The organism is Sphingobium sp., from assembly GCA_023266575.1.
Taxonomy (GTDB): domain Bacteria; phylum Pseudomonadota; class Alphaproteobacteria; order Sphingomonadales; family Sphingomonadaceae; genus Sphingobium.
Genome location: JAHFPV010000015.1, coordinates 88,336 through 103,604, shown reverse-complemented (window position 1 = coordinate 103,604; position 15,269 = coordinate 88,336). Strand labels below are relative to the sequence as shown.

The 15,269-nt window shown below is 52.2% G+C and carries 9 protein-coding genes; 4 read left to right on the top strand and 5 right to left on the bottom strand.

Annotated features, from left to right (window positions below):
• Positions 1–520 precede the first annotated feature (520 nt).
• Together Q0D44_RS14795 and Q0D44_RS14790 are read left to right on the top strand one after the other, a co-directional pair.
• On the top strand, positions 521–3,214 hold the full coding sequence (locus Q0D44_RS14795) for an FkbM family methyltransferase (protein ID WP_294137540.1): 2,694 nt from the start codon (positions 521–523) through the stop codon (positions 3,212–3,214).
• Complete coding sequence (locus Q0D44_RS14790; protein WP_294137538.1) at positions 3,211–7,371, top strand: glycosyltransferase; 4,161 nt, start codon at positions 3,211–3,213, stop codon at positions 7,369–7,371. The genes Q0D44_RS14795 and Q0D44_RS14790 overlap by 4 nt, the downstream gene beginning before the upstream one ends.
• A gap of 202 nt (positions 7,372–7,573) precedes the next feature.
• Here Q0D44_RS14790 and Q0D44_RS14785 read toward each other — a convergent pair whose 3' ends face one another.
• Positions 7,574–8,671, bottom strand: coding sequence for a class I SAM-dependent methyltransferase (locus Q0D44_RS14785; RefSeq protein ID WP_294137537.1), 1,098 nt, complete (start codon positions 8,669–8,671; stop codon positions 7,574–7,576).
• A 336-nt stretch (positions 8,672–9,007) separates the two neighbouring features.
• On the bottom strand, positions 9,008–10,171 hold the full coding sequence (locus Q0D44_RS14780) for a hypothetical protein (protein ID WP_294137536.1): 1,164 nt from the start codon (positions 10,169–10,171) through the stop codon (positions 9,008–9,010).
• Between the two features lie 302 nt (positions 10,172–10,473).
• Between Q0D44_RS14780 and gmd the strand changes: the two genes are divergently transcribed.
• Both gmd and Q0D44_RS14770 read left to right on the top strand, forming a co-directional pair.
• Complete coding sequence (gene gmd / locus Q0D44_RS14775; protein ID WP_294137534.1) at positions 10,474–11,508, top strand: GDP-mannose 4,6-dehydratase; 1,035 nt, start codon at positions 10,474–10,476, stop codon at positions 11,506–11,508.
• Positions 11,509–11,606: 98 nt separating this feature from the next.
• Positions 11,607–12,503, top strand: a complete 897-nt coding sequence (locus tag Q0D44_RS14770) for a GDP-mannose 4,6-dehydratase (protein WP_294137532.1) — start codon at positions 11,607–11,609, stop codon at positions 12,501–12,503.
• 96 nt (positions 12,504–12,599) lie between these two features.
• On the opposite strand, the gene Q0D44_RS14765 is transcribed toward Q0D44_RS14770, so the two are convergent.
• The 3 genes from Q0D44_RS14765 to Q0D44_RS14755 are packed head-to-tail and all read right to left on the bottom strand — an operon-like array spanning position 12,600 to position 15,167.
• Positions 12,600–13,259 carry an ABC transporter ATP-binding protein gene (locus Q0D44_RS14765; protein WP_294137530.1) on the bottom strand — a complete coding sequence of 220 codons (660 nt, stop codon included), beginning with the start codon at positions 13,257–13,259 and terminating at the stop codon, positions 12,600–12,602.
• Complete coding sequence (locus Q0D44_RS14760; RefSeq protein ID WP_294137528.1) at positions 13,256–14,056, bottom strand: ABC transporter permease; 801 nt, start codon at positions 14,054–14,056, stop codon at positions 13,256–13,258. The genes Q0D44_RS14765 and Q0D44_RS14760 overlap by 4 nt, the downstream gene beginning before the upstream one ends.
• 7 nt (positions 14,057–14,063) lie before the next feature.
• Positions 14,064–15,167 carry a hypothetical protein gene (locus tag Q0D44_RS14755; RefSeq protein ID WP_294137526.1) on the bottom strand — a complete coding sequence of 368 codons (1,104 nt, stop codon included), beginning with the start codon at positions 15,165–15,167 and terminating at the stop codon, positions 14,064–14,066.
• Positions 15,168–15,269: the final 102 nt, after the last annotated feature.

The following is a 15,269-nucleotide window of genomic DNA, read 5'->3' as shown; positions in this document are numbered from 1 at the left end:
GGCTCCGCTGCGCGGCCCCCAGTCGCGCAAGGAATAGTCCGTGAGGGTGATCTCCTGTAGGGAGCATTTACGTGAGGCAATGGCTATGCCGCTCGGGAACATCGCTTAATGAGGCAACACGACCGGACACCGTAATCGTCGCGCTACAGCTACTGGCCACACCGGCGAAAATGGGAAGATATCGATGATATGGACGGATGCGTCTTGCCTCTCGATCAGGCCCTCGACCACATCGCTGAAAACAACGTCTTCTGAACTTGGACCTGACCAAAAAACGTACAGAACGGAGGTTATACCGCGCCTCTCTATGCTAACCCTAGAGACGCCTATCAGGTACGCCGTTCGTTACGTATGAGATTCGAGACAGGTTCGCACATCCGCCTCATGGCTGAGTTGCAGTTAGGCGCGAAGAAGCATACGATACTCTTGTTACCTGATGATATTTTATTTATTATAAATATGTTGCCAACCTACGATTTAGCGTTTCTTTACCATAAATATAGTTAGAGAATATATTTATATGAGAAGCTTTGCCCAGAACTTCGAAGACGTCATGCTATGGCGCGCACTAAAAAATGTAGAAAACGGATTCTTCATAGATATAGGCGCGCAACACCCTATTAAAGATTCGGTCAGCAAGATATTTTCTGAATCGGGCTGGACAGGTATTCATGTCGAGCCTGTCCCAATATACGCGGATCTTCTGAGAAAAGATAGGCAAAGCGACATGGTGGTCGAAGCCATCGTCTCGGATAGTAATGATTTGTGCGATTTCTATAACATAGAAGGAACAGGTCTATCTACCTCTAATAAGGAAATTGCTGAATCCCACAAATCGAATAATTTCGAATATTCTCCCATTATTGTATCCGCTGTCATATTTGATAATATTCTTAACCTATGCCCGAACCGTGAAATCCACTGGCTGAAGATCGATGTCGAGGGAATGGAAAGAGCCGTACTGCGTGGCTGGACGGATGCGAGCAGGCGACCTTGGGTGGTCGTCATAGAGTCCACCATTCCTGGAACGCAGATAAGCAATTTTTCAGAGTGGGAGGATATAATATTAGATAAAGGCTATAATCACGTTTATTCAGATGGACTTAATAGATTTTATTTACATAATAATCATAAAGAACTAAGTAAGCACTTCGATTTTCCGCCTAATGTATTTGATGGATTCCAGCTAACGCAAGATTCAGGTCATGTGATTGAAATAGTGCGCGCGCACGATCAACGGGTTGCGAAATTAGAATCTTACATTTCTGCGCATGAACAAGCCTTGCAATCTCGTACGGACGAGATTGTTGCAGGCGTCCGGTCTGAAATGTCCAAGCAACTCGATGCCGCGCTGGAGCGTGAAGTGGCCCTATCCGAAGCTGCAGCGTCCCAGCAGCAGGAACTGAAGCAGCAATGCGTAAGGCTGCAGCAGCAGATCGAACTAATCCGGCAGGATGCCGTCACATCAGAACGAGAGCACTTAAGGCGGAAGGATGAAGCCCTTTCCAATGTTCGCACCGAGGCGCGCGAGCATCTTGCCGTCGTGCTCAAGCGCGAGCATGCGTTGTCCGAGGCGGCGATCGCCCGGCAGCAGGAACTGGAGCAGCAATGTGCAAGGCTCCAGCAGCAGATCGAAGTGATCCATGGCGAGTTCTTAGCACAGGAGCGCGACCTCCAATCGCGCACAACCGAGATCATATCGCATATCCGCGCCGAAACGCGCGATCAACTCAAAGTCGCGCTGGAACGTGAACGGGCCCTCTTTGAGAAAGCCGCAGTTCGCCAAGAAGAATGGGAACAACGCTGCGCAGAATTACAGGAGCGTATCGAGGCGACCCACAAAGATTTTTGGGTGCGAGAGCAGGCTCTCCATTCACGTACAAATAAGATTTCATCCGATATTCGTGCTGAAGGGCACGAGCGTGAGCGGGCGCTCGCCGAAGCTATGGCCAACCAGCAAGCGGAACATGGGTTGGCAGTCGCCACGCTGGCAAAATCCTATGAAGATCGCCTTGGCAAAATACAGAATCAGCTCGAAGAAGAAAAAGAAAAATCAGAAAAATTAAATAGAGAATTTCGAAATATAGAATGCGAGATAAACGATAAAAAAAGATTAATTAAACAGCTATCACTCATCACTGTAAGTCAGAAAGATATTCTTTATAGTGTGATTGGTAGCGGAAGTTGGAAATTTTCAGCCATATACAGGTTTTTTTTTAGGGAGAGAAATTTTTACCAGGAGATAATTAATATCGAAGGGGATGCTCGTGCATCGCATATTGCAGCGTCGATAAAAAACGGCAATACGACGCCTGCTTCAGTATGCGATTCAGATGGTCTGGAGGGCGCCACTCAACTTGCGGTTTGTCCGATATCGGAAAAATCTCAGGATCATGATGGATCAAAACATCAAGGATGTAACCTCGACATGTCCTCTCAAGATATCAGTAATGTGATTGATCTGATCAGCCTTCCACTGGATCAGTTTATCGCAACATCCTATAATCTGTTTCTAGGAAGAAATCCCGAGCCATCAGAATTACGGCTACACAGTAGTACGTTGCGTGCAGGATTGGGGCGTGGGAAGATGCTTTTCGAGATTTACTCATCTCCGGAATATCTTAACCGCTACAATCAGATGATAGGCTCAAAGAATGATGATGAGTTCATAAGCTGGCTCTATCATAGATACATTCATCGATCTCCCGATCAAACTGGTCTGACCCATTATTTGAGTATGCTCCGTCGCGGAACCAGCAGGGAGCAAGTGAAAAAGGATATCGGAACCTCCAGTGAAGCGCAGTCTGCTGGAGGATTGTGGATTGAGCTCGATCGTCTATTGGAATCCGAGCGGCAGCAGCAGAAGCGCAGCCGTCGGTGGATACGTCGATCTCGACTTACCAGTCGTCTGCAACATCAAGAGCAGGAAGCGCTGCTGCAACTCGGTCATATCTCCGAGGAACGGTTGCGCATGAGGATCGCGCAAGTCGAGCGCCGGCAGCTGGATCAGGCTGCTGCGATCTACCGCCAGCTTGAAGAGGCAGGCACGAATGTGCCGCTGGAGCAGATAAGTGATCTTGTAAGCCATGTGACTGAGCCAATCTCGCCCCTGGCGACGGTCGACACAAGCGATATGAGCCCTGAAGCACGGCGGATCATATTGCGGCTTCAACATGTAAAAGGCGCATCGCCATTGGAAAAGGGGCGCATATGATGCGTATCGTAATCGATCTGCAGGGCGCGCAAGGCGGTTCAAGCCGGTTTCGGGGCATTGGTCGTTATGGCTTGTCTCTTACGCAGTGGCTTGCCCGCAACCGGGGCGAGCACGAAGTCTTCGTTGCGCTCAATGGCGAATTTGCTGAGTCCAATGAGCCATTGCGTGCGGCGTTAGCCGGCCTTGTCCCACCGGAGAATATTCTTGTGTGGGAAGCGCCTATCCCCAACTTCGGCGCGGATCCGCAAAACGCTCAGCGTCGAAAGGCGGCGGAGCAGATAAGAGAAAGCGCGCTTGCAAGTTTGAACCCCGACTATGTACTCATCAGCTCGGTTTTCGAGGGCTGGGGTGACAATGTTGTGACCAGCGTCGGGCAACTGAGTTCATCGGTTCCTACGGCAGTAATATTGTATGATCTCATTCCACTCATTCACAGGCACATCTACCTGCGAGATGGAACGCTGGCCGCTTGGTACGAGAACAAACTGAGCTATCTGCGTAACGCAGATCTGCTGCTGGCGATTTCAGAATCTTCGCGCCAGGAATCAATTGGTTATCTCGGTATTGATCCACTTAACACCGTCAACATCTCGACTGCCGCAGAAGAGCATTTTACCCCCGGGGAAGTCGATGCCGAGATGAAGGCACATCTGGCTGAGGCTTATGGGATCAAGCGGCCGTTCGTCATGTATACGGGCGGCATCGACTTTCGAAAGAATATAGAAGGCCTAATCGAGGCTTATGCTAACATACCGCAAGCCGTTAGACGTCAGCATCAGCTCGCGATCGTCTGTGCAGTGCTGGAGCCTGAGCGCCTTCGCCTCCTTCAGTTTGCTGCCAACCTAGGGTTGGCTGACGGAGAGTTGATCATGACCGGCTTCATTCCCGAGGCCGATCTGATTGCCTTCTACAGGTCGTGCAAATTGTTCGTTTTCCCGTCCTGGCATGAGGGCTTCGGTCTGCCGGTACTCGAAGCGATGAAGTGTGGCAGGGCAGTGATCGCCAGCGACCGCTCCAGCTTACCCGAGGTGGTGGGGCTGGACAGCGCCTTGTTCGATCCTTTCGATCTTCCGGCGCTGAGTGGCAAACTTGCTACCCTACTGACTGACGATAAGCAGCGCGCAGAACTTGAACGCCATGGCCTCAAACAGGCCGAGAAGTTCGATTGGGACAAGACATCGCGTCGCGCATGGGCTGCACTAGAAGAAAGCCATGCCCGTCAACAGGAAAAGCGCACCATCCCTGTCGCCCCGCCGCTCAAGCGGCCGCGCCTCGCTTTCCTTTCGCCCCTGCCGCCAGAGGCCAGTGGAATTGCGGACTATAGCGCAGAACTCCTGCCAGAGTTGGCCCGGCACTATCAGATCGATGTGGTGGTGGTGCAGAACGGCATCAGCGACGTAAGCGTCACAGCGAACTATCCCGTTCGTGACGTCGCTTGGTTCCGCCAGCATGCGCATGAGTTTGACCGGATATTGTATCATTTCGGGAACTCCGAATTTCACATGCACATGTTCGATCTGCTACACACCTATCCCGGTGTCGTGGTGCTGCATGATTTCTACCTTTCCGGCATCTCTCACTGGCGCGAAGCGATGGGAACTAATCCGAACGGATTCGCACGTGAGTTGTTGCACGCTCATGGCTGGCCTGCGGTCGTGAAGAGGTTTCAGGCAGAGGATGTGGCGGACGCCATCTGGGCCTATCCTTGCAACCTTCAGGTCATCCAAGACTCCCTGGGCGTCATCGTTCATGCCGACTATTCGCGCAAATTGGCGCGGCAATGGTATGGAGCCGATGCTGCAGACGATTGGCGCCTTATCCCGCTTCTGCGGCAACCGCTTTTCGGCCTGGACAAGGCTGCCGCACGCAAAGCTCTGGGCATCGAACCTGACGATTTCGTGGTCTGCAGCTTTGGCATGTTGGCCAAGACTAAGATGAATGATCGTCTGCTCTCGGCTTGGCTCGCCAGCCCCTTGGCGAAGGATCCGCATTGTCATCTCGTCTTTGTAGGACAGAATGACGGGGGCGGATATGGCGCGGACTTGCAGCACCTCATCAGCGAGGCAGGTGCTGGCCGCATCAAGATAACGGGTTGGACAGATACGCTTATATTTCGCCAATGGTTGGCCGCAGCGGATGTCGGCGTGCAGCTTCGGACGCTTTCCCGCGGTGAAACGTCGGCCGCCGTACTCGATTGCATGAACGCAGGCTTGGCGACGATAGTTAATGCAAATGGCTCCATGGGCGAACTACCAACAGATTGCGTCTGGCTGATGGAAGATGCGTTCGCCAATGAGAATCTGGTCGAGGCTCTCGACGTCCTCTGGAAGGACCATGCACGCCGGCAGGCCTTAAGTGAAGCTGCACGAGCCCATATCAGGCAGCGTCATCAGCCGCGCCGTTGTGGCGATGATTATGCAGTCGCGATCGAGCATTATTATGCCAGAGGGGTCACGCAGGAAGCAGGGCTGACGCAGTCCTTGGTCGAGAGCGAGCTTAACCTAGATGCCGCGGAGTGGGCGGCGGTCGGCAAAGCGATCGCGCGCAGCCTACCGCCCCGTCCAAGACTGAAGCGTCTCCTTGTCGATATATCCGAGCTGGTCCAGCATGATTCGCGATCGGGCTTTCAGCGTGTCGTGCGCTCAATCCTCTCGCACTGGCTGTCTAACCCACCAGCAGGTTGGATGGTCGAGCCGGTCTATGCCGAGTTCAACAAACCCGGCTTCCGCTATGCACGCCGCTTTACCAGCAGATATCTCAACGTCTGGGATGGCTGGTGTGAAGATGAACTCGTCGAACCCGCTCCGGAGGACATGTTTGTTGGTCTAGACCTGAGCCCGACGATGATAATCCAGCAGCATGCTCTGCTTCAGTCTTGGCGTCGATACGGGGTGAATGTCCAGTTCGTTGTCTATGATCTTCTACCTATCATGGCTGACGATTTCTTTATGCCCGATGCCCGCCGAATCTATCATGCGTGGCTTCATGCCGTCACGCAGTTCGATGGGATTACCGCTATCTCTCGGGCCGTGGCGGATACCTGCCATGACTGGCTGGAGCATTTCGGTGCGAAACGTGAGATCCCACTAACGATCAACTGGTTTCATCTGGGCGGTGACACTGAAAACAGCATTCCGACAATGGGGCTGCCTGACAATGCCAACACCATATTGTCGACGCTGCGCGACAGTCCTTCTTTCCTCATGGTCGGCACCATCGAGCCTCGCAAGGCTGCGCGGCAGGTGTTAGCAGCTTTCGAGGCGCTTTGGGCTCAGGATGTTGCCGTCAATCTAGTCCTAGTCGGCAAACTTGGATGGATGATGGACGATTTCGCCGATAATGTCCGCAGCCATCCCGAGTTGAACAGTAAACTGTTCTGGCTGGAATCCATCAGCGATGAGTTCCTCGATAGAGTGTACGCATCGTGCAGATATCTTATCGCTGCCAGCGAAGGCGAGGGGTTCGGATTGCCTCTGATCGAGGCCGCGCGGCACGGCCTCCCGGTGCTGGCGCGTGATATTCCGGTGTTCCGCGAGGTTGCGGGTGATGCTGCTATCTATTTCGATAACAGCCGCGATCCGGAAACCATATCGGAGGCGGTGACGAAGCTGATCCGTTCCAAGGCTGAGGCTTCCAATCATCCAGCGATCTCGTGGCAAACGTGGGCGCAGAGTGCAGATAGATTGCTGAATATCATCTTGGATCAAAAGTCGCCTTATAAATACTGGATGCCCGACGGCGCGCTGCGCCTTTGGGGCAGTGACAGCCGTATGATCTCTCCGATCGGCGTTCCTGATCGACAGCATATCCGCACAACCAACCAGGCGGGCTTCCTCCTCTACGGTCCTTATTTGCCGATGGCAGGCCAATCTTATCGTATTATGGCTTCAGGCGATGCCCGAACATTGGTTGGAACCGAGTTTATGGATATTTCCTCGCATGGCGGTACTAAGGTTCATTGGCGCGGTCCTATCAAGGGCGACTGGAACAACTGGCGTATCGATGACACGATCACGTTCGACAGCCCCATCAAAGATCTGGAAATCCGTGTCTGGGTCGACAAGGCCACAGACATGTCAGTGGTATCCATTATTCTGGAACCCTATAATGATGCCACTCAGAACGTGAGCGGTAAGAAATCGACGGTACATGCATGATCTGAGCCTTGCGGACAGCTAGCCTAACCGCCCGCTGTCTGGCTTACCTAGAGGGTGACATATTCACGCCTTAAAGACAGAAGTCTGCTAAGACGAAAGATGACCATATCTGTGAAACGGGTTGGGATTTTTACCCCAACCCGTCTTACAGCATCATAGCAAAGCTCAATCATCAAAACGGGCATCTGGGGAACAGCCTCAATTACGGGTAAGCAGGAACATCGAATTCCTCTACTTCAACGCGGCGTCGGACTGAGAATCCTGCGCCACCTCGACCCAGGCATCGATACTGTACCCCGAAATGGAGCTTCTCCAGTTCAAAATCTATCGAGATCGTGCTTTTTCCAGCTTCAAGATTTATAACTTTTGAGTTGATCACAATAGGCTGATCACCTGCGATGACATCAAAGTAAGCTTGAGTGTTGCCTCGCGATGAGACCTCGAAGGTGCATCTATAGCGCCCCGCCCTTAAAGGCATGTACGGACCAAAGAGCAAAGCATCATTTGTCAGTGGCGGCCCGGCTATCCATTCTTCGTCGCCTTCGAAGAAAGCGGAGCCAACATTACTGCACATACGGAGCTTGCGCTCGGGCCAAGCTTTTGAATAAACTCGTGCGATCAGCTTTCGCATAGCATTCAGGTTCGGACTTCTGTCGACCCTTTGAGCCTCGATCCACCAGATAAAGCTATCTTCTGGCCTATCATATGCCAAGATAAGACGTTCTGCATCATTCCAGTCGGGCTGGTTTACATTGAACGGGATGACATGCCCATCAGAATCCCTGTTCAACCAGATCCCCCGGATGCTTTTCACGTCAAAGCCAGCTAGCCTGACAAGTTCAGCCGCTTCCTTGGCGGTAAACTCTATAATATGTTCAGGGTGGCTCCAGTTGCGTAAAAGCTCGGTGACCGACCTGTTAGGGCTATCCATCACCAGATGCCCTCCAGCGCGTGTTACCCGTGCAACCTCAAGCATAAAGCCTTCGATTTCGTTGGGCCACAGATGTTCAAGATTTTGACCAGAGAAGACGATGTCACAAGAAGCGCTATCTACTCCATGCATGTCGCTGCATGTGTTCTCTATCCAGCGGACGTTATCCGGAAGTTTTTCAGGCTTAGGCGAATAATATTCTAATCCTATATGCAGCGGGATTTTGCCATAGCATCGTTCTATCCATTCAAAATACCAAAGCCCTGCACAGCCTGCGCTCAAAAAAGTCTTGGCACCAGGTGGCATTGTTCGCAAATATGCACCTCTACCAGCATGAAGTATTTCGTTAATATCACTATCTATCCTCATACTTATCTCCTAAATAGAGCTTAAATAATTTCACTAACTTCATAATATCGACATTTATTTATGATAATTTACATGATCCAATAAGCATTGATTACAATCCACATCGCCAAAGTTTTTCTATAATCATTTTAAATGGCTTTATAGATAACATTCATCCAACGTGCTTTTATTGAAGTATTTGGATAATAGTCTTGTCCGCCTGACTCAGATAATCCTGCGCCTGCGCACCCCCCCCATTCCAACGCGTCGAAGGCAGCTAGATAATAGCTTGGCGCTGTGACAACGGTGCCGCACGGCGGTGGAAAGCAGAACCCTGGCTGCAAACAAGGATCAGAATTAATCCGTTTTTTGGATGCGGGACCCTTTGCCGGCTTTGAGCTGGAGCAGGCGCCGACTTCCAAACCGCCGCTCTGGTCCCCAATCCTCATAGACGAGATAGATATTATCTCCATCAACGATCCAGCGCGCATATGATACTTGACAGAGCGTGTTTCCATCACGCCATGTAGGTGTCAGTAGAGCGTCTCCAGGCAGTTTTTGCCACTTGCCCGCGCCCGATTGAGGCCAAGCTCCGCGCAATACTCGGAACAATTCGAACACCCATTTTTGATCCTTCTGGCATGCCAGGTTCTTGTCCATGACTTCACCGATAACATAGGCATATTTTTTACCAATAAAGGTCGAGGTCGCGCCTATGCCGATACAGGCCTCCAACCATGCTTGGCAGTCCTTTGCGCTGAACATGGCGTCTCCAGGCAGTTCGCTGCCATTCGTTCTCCAGCTACGAAAATCCTTGGTCGCAGCCACGCCGCGGTAGCCATGGCCTGATTTTGGGGACCAACCGTGAAAAGTCACGATATAAGATCCCCGATGCTTACCAAGAATTTCCGGCGTTCCTTCGTCTTGTGTGGTTACGGGACAAGACTTGTTTTTGCCCGCGCAAATTCGAGACCAAAGCGCACCGCCCCTAACCACCGGGTTGCCCTTGTCTGGACGGAACCTACCCATCGGAGAATCGCCTCGCCGACTATAATGGCATAAGGACCAAAGGCTGGCCTCGTTCTTCGTCAGGCACTGGGAAAGGATGTGCCATGTACCTGTAGTTTGATCAAAATAGGTGCTGCCGTCGAGTGCATTGCAGTCATCGCCGCCCGGGCTATCTCCCGGTTCGACAGCAACAACAGGCTCGGACCAGCTTTTTCCCTGATCAGTGCTCTGGTGCACCACGATCTTAGCATAGTCGAGCGGGCAATAATCCACCTTGCGGGTGAGATAGGCGCGATTAAAGACATACCAGATGCCGTTGCGAACGGCGAACCAACCCGCCGATTCGGAATGGTGATCGAGAGTGTTCGGCCAATTAAGTTGCCCAACCTGTTCAAAATGGGCATTACCGACCCATAGGTCGTCCAATGTTGGACTGGCATACGCTAGGCTGCCAACGAGCATATTAGTAAAAGATAAAGCGATCGTCGCCAGAAATGTTGATAATTTACTCAACGGCAATCCTTAAACTCAATGAGTTATAAAATTATATGAATATTTACTATTCTTAAATCGCCCAATGAGGGAATTTATTATTCTTTCATGAAAGCTTGCCTGATAGGCCCGTCAAAATTGATAATGGCAGCATAACATTCGCACGATCGATTGCCCACATCGATTGACGGCGCGAGCGCACAACGCCATGGTGTAGGCTAAAAGAGCATTAGGAGAGCAGTGGCCGTGCGTTTGCGGTGCGCGTGGCATACAGACGAGTATGTGATGCGTGACCTAAGTTATTATTTGTGAAGAGGGAACATATGAAGACGGCGGTAGTGACCGGTATATCCGGACAAGATGGGGCTTATCTTGCAGAGCTCCTGTTACAAAAAGGCTATAAGGTGTATGGAACATATCGCCGCACAAGCTCGGTAAACTTCTGGCGCATAGAAGAACTCGGGATCGAGAATAATCCTAATCTCATCTTGGTTGAGTATGATCTAACCGATCTCTCCTCCAGCATCCGTTTGCTGCAGACGACTGGCGCGACGGAAGTGTATAATCTTGCGGCGCAGAGTTTTGTTGGCGTTTCCTTTGACCAGCCCGCGACCACTGCGGAGATCACCGGCATCGGGCCGCTCAATCTTCTAGAAGCAATCCGGATTGTCGATCCCAAAATCCGTTTCTACCAGGCAAGTACCTCGGAAATGTTCGGCAAGGTACAGGCCGTGCCGCAGGTGGAGGATACTCCCTTCTATCCACGCAGCCCTTATGGCGTTGCTAAGCTATACGCCCATTGGATCACGGTGAACTATCGTGAGAGCTACGATATCTTCGGTTGCAGCGGCATTCTGTTTAACCACGAGAGCCCGCTGCGTGGACGTGAGTTCGTGACCCGCAAGATCACCGACAGCGTTGCTAAGGTAAAGCTCGGGAAGCTCGATTGCCTGGAACTGGGAAATCTCGACCCCAAGCGCGACTGGGGCTTCGCCAAGGAGTATGTCGAAGGCATGTGGCGGATGCTTCAGGCCGACGAGCCCGACACCTATGTCTTGGCGACCAACCGTACCGAAACCGTACGCGACTTCGTACAGATGGCCTTCAAGGCGGCCGATATCGATGTCGAATTTTCTGGGCAGGAAGAGAATGAAATCGCGATCAACACTGCAACAGGCAAAACGGTGATGCGCGTAAATCCGCGCTTCTATCGTCCGGCCGAAGTTGATCTGCTCATTGGTAATCCGGAAAAGGCAACCCAGAAGCTTGGATGGAAGCCGGAGACCAACCTGGAACAGCTCTGCAAAATGATGGTAGATGCTGACCTTGTCAGGAATCAAGCGAACGCATCGTTCTGATCCTATCTAGGTAATTTAGGTACTAGTTAATATTATGGGGCTTGGCGTCGCTCCCGCACCGCCAAGCCCTGTGCCAGCGTAGCGACGATGAGATGTCTATGAGCAGAATCTTGATTACCGGTGTGGATGGCTTTACCGGTCGCCATCTAACAGCGCTGCTGGCAAGCCAGGGCCATGAAGTCTTCGGCATTTCCCACAGTCCAATAACCAACCCGGTCGAAGGCTTGACTGCGACCCATGCGTGTGATCTGACTGATGCACAGGGCCTCAAGGAAATTATCGCCCAGCTCCAGCCTGATAAGGTTGCGCATCTGGCTGCAATCGCCTTTGTTTCGCACGGTGTCGTCGAGGACATCTACCGTACGAATGTCGTTGGCACGCGCAATCTGCTCGAGGCTCTGAGCGCGGCCAAGAGTGCCGATGCGGTCCTCTTGGCGAGCAGCGCCAACATCTACGGCAATCGTGTCAGCGGCGCCATTGACGAGAATGTCGCCCCCGATCCAGTCAATGACTATGCCGTTAGTAAGGTCTCGATGGAGTATGTCGCCAAACTTTACGAGGATCGTCTGCCGATCATCGTAGCCCGACCGTTCAACTATACCGGGGTAGGGCAGTCGATCGATTTCGTAATTCCCAAAATCATCGATCATGTGCTGCGCAAAGCCGAGCAGATCGAACTTGGCAATTTGGATGTGGCACGCGACTTCTCCGACGTGCGCGATGTGGTGCTGGCCTATGCCGCGCTGCTATTCAAGCCCCAAGCTTTGAGGCAGGTCTTTAACATCTGTTCAGGGACGCCTCACTCGTTGGGCGACGTGATCGCGTCAATCAAGGAGATTTCGGGACACGACTTCGACGTCACCGTCAATCCGGCCTTCGTTCGCAAGAATGAAGTGAAGATGCTTTGGGGCGATCGCACTAAGATTGAGATGCTGTCAGGCCAGAGGCCCGTCTACACCTTGCATGATACGCTTGCTTGGATGCTTGGCAGGTGAGCATACCCATCAGGCGCCTGATTGCTCAGGCGCCTGATGGGAGGCTATTTAGGTTGATCAAGGCCTACATAGGAGGCCACAGTCGATTACCTGTGTCTACTGGCGATGCAGATTGTCCATGTGATGCGCGTGGGCCTCATCGAAACTGGAATAGAAACAAATATCTCCATCATGCAGCACGGCAAAGTGGGAACAGTGGTTCCGCACATATTCCGTATCATGTGAGATGATCAGCATCGCCCGGTCATGGCGTTTTTGGAACAGTTCTATTTCGCATTTTTCATGAAACCGCGCATCACCGACCGCGCTAATTTCATCGATCAGATAGCAATCAAACTCGATGATCATGGAAATGGCGAAGGCAAGGCGTGCGCGCATGCCTTGAGAATAGGTTTTAACTGGCTCCTTGAGATAGAGCCCGAGTTGCGTGAACTCGGCTACGAAATCGATATTCCTCTCATACTCCTGCTTATATATTCGACTTATGAAGCGGACATTGTCCAAACCTGTGAGTGCACCCTGAAAGGCGCCGCCAAAGGCAAGCGGCCAAGACACAGACATGGCCCTGGAGATCGTGCCAGAGGTGGGCTGTTCGGCACCACTGACAAGTCGCACAAGCGTCGACTTGCCTGCGCCGTTGCGGCCTAGGACACCCAGCTTTTCACCCCGCTCGAGCGTGAAAGAAATGTCGTTGAGCACGACACGGTCCCCCGATCGCGTGGGATAGACCTTGAACACATTTTCAGCTTTGATCACTCTGGCGTAATTCCCCGACCAATCATGGCAACCTGTGCCAGTGCAAGGAGGGTCAGCCCGATACACCATCCCACCAAATAAGGGATGTCGTAATGAGAATTAACTTGGTCGCCGAAATAACCTTCGCGAACCAATTCGACCCCGCTCACCATGGGAACATAGAGCATGAATTTCTGCGCAGCCGTTGGCAGAGCATCAACGATGAAAGCCGCCCCCGACAACGGGAACATGATGTAGGATGCCGGATGCCAAAAACGTTCGATCAGTTCGCTCTTCTCGCTCACTGCGCCCAAAAACATGGCCATCGCGGCACCAAACCATGCAAGCAGCAGCCATCCGCCTACTACCGTAAGAAGATCCTCAGGCGGTTCGAGCCACCCTACATAGATGTAGAACACACTCAAGGTGACAAAGGATATTGTCGCGCCGCCCGCTTCCAAGAGGAGCCGTGCGAGGAAGATGTCTATTGCCTTGACGTTGCGATGGTACATCAGGGCGAGATTGGGTTCAATGGCACCGATGCACCGCGCAGGCATATTACGCCACAGCAGAACGCTGGAATAACCCGTCAACGCAAACGCTACGATGGGTAGCGAAGATCCATGGGCCGATTTTGACAGCGTCCATAGGATTGTCACGCCGGTCGTAAACAGCATCGGTTCAACGAACAGCCAGAGAAAGCCGATATTATGTCGGCCATAGCGGGTAAGAACCTCCCTCATCAGCAGCGCGTAGATCACCCGTCCCTGAATCATCGCGCTTCGACGTAGCGTGGAGAGCTGTGAAAGACTATTCACGCGATCATCAGTCCCGGTGCTCTAGCATGCCTGCGACCAGCATGCTGATGATACCCCAAGCGGCGAGGCCCAAGATCAACGTTGAAAAAATGCCGCGCAGACGCCGCGGCTCAAGCGCCTCGTCGGGAGTGTTCGGCTGAACGATACGTTCCACATAGGCCTGTTTGCGGTTCGCTTCGTTGCGCGCTTCGTCAAGCGACGCCATCGCACTGGACAACTGCTTGTCGGCGAACTGGTTCTCTAGCAGCAGACGCTGGTAGCGCGCGGCCCGCGTGGAAAGCGATCTGCTGCTGCCAGCAACCAGGCCCAGTTGCTTGTCAATCTCTTGGCTCAGACCTCGGGCGCGGGTTTCGAGAACCTCGATCTGCGGGTTCTGCGGCGCGACAGACCGGGTTTCCAGCAGTTGCGTCCTGGTCGTAATCAGTTCGTCCTGCAACTTTGAAATCATCTGAATTTGGACGGTCGCCTGCTTCTCGGGATCTACGACGCCCGCTGCATTACGATAGGCCGATAATGCCAAAGCCGTGTCTTGCGACTGCTTCTTGGCATTGTCGACTTCCCGCCGCGCAAAACGGATAAGATCCTGCCGCCCGCGCTCGTTAAGCGTGTTGACAGTAGACTCAGCCATTTCGAGCAGTTGCTCATTGAAGCGGGCAGCATCTTTGGCTGTATACGCCCGAACGGTCAGCGTTGCGATTGAAGACGAACTGTCATATTTGACTTCAACCTTACCTCTGTAATATTTGTACAAATCCTCAAACGTATCGCCCATTCCAAAACCAGCGAAGCGATCAAACATCGATATCGATGAACCACTGTAAGCGTTGATGAACGCTTGCTGCCGGTTCACCGCACGCAGCGCATCGCGGGAGTCAACATAATCCTGGGCGGCATAAATTTCATCGCCCGCATTGCTGAAGCCCGAACTCTTAAACAAGGCTCCCAACCCCGTAGGCGTCGCCTTGTCTGGACTACGCACGGTGAAGCGCGATTCAGAAATAAAGACATCTGAGGCGATGAAGCCAAAATATAATATGGCCAGTAGGGTCGGAACAACAACCGTTAAAACAAATAACGTGCTGACATTCTTGAGCTTTTGTTGAATCTGCATTGATCTTTATACGCTTTTCCGACGTTGCCGTACACGCAATATCCCTCGGCAGGAGACAGGGACATGGCATCCATAACCACAAACTGGCAGGATACAAGCGGG

Excerpts from the sequence above, each read along its gene's own strand:
- Q0D44_RS14795 (WP_294137540.1), top strand. The coding sequence starts at position 521 with ATGAGAAGCTTTGCCCAGAACTTCGAAGACGTCATGCTATGGCGCGCA.
- Q0D44_RS14790 (WP_294137538.1), top strand. The coding sequence starts at position 3,211 with ATGATGCGTATCGTAATCGATCTGCAGGGCGCGCAAGGCGGTTCAAGC.
- Q0D44_RS14785 (WP_294137537.1), bottom strand. The coding sequence starts at position 8,671 with ATGAGGATAGATAGTGATATTAACGAAATACTTCATGCTGGTAGAGGT.
- gmd (WP_294137534.1), top strand. The coding sequence starts at position 10,474 with ATGAAGACGGCGGTAGTGACCGGTATATCCGGACAAGATGGGGCTTAT.
- Q0D44_RS14770 (WP_294137532.1), top strand. The coding sequence starts at position 11,607 with ATGAGCAGAATCTTGATTACCGGTGTGGATGGCTTTACCGGTCGCCAT.
- Q0D44_RS14755 (WP_294137526.1), bottom strand. The coding sequence starts at position 15,167 with ATGCAGATTCAACAAAAGCTCAAGAATGTCAGCACGTTATTTGTTTTA.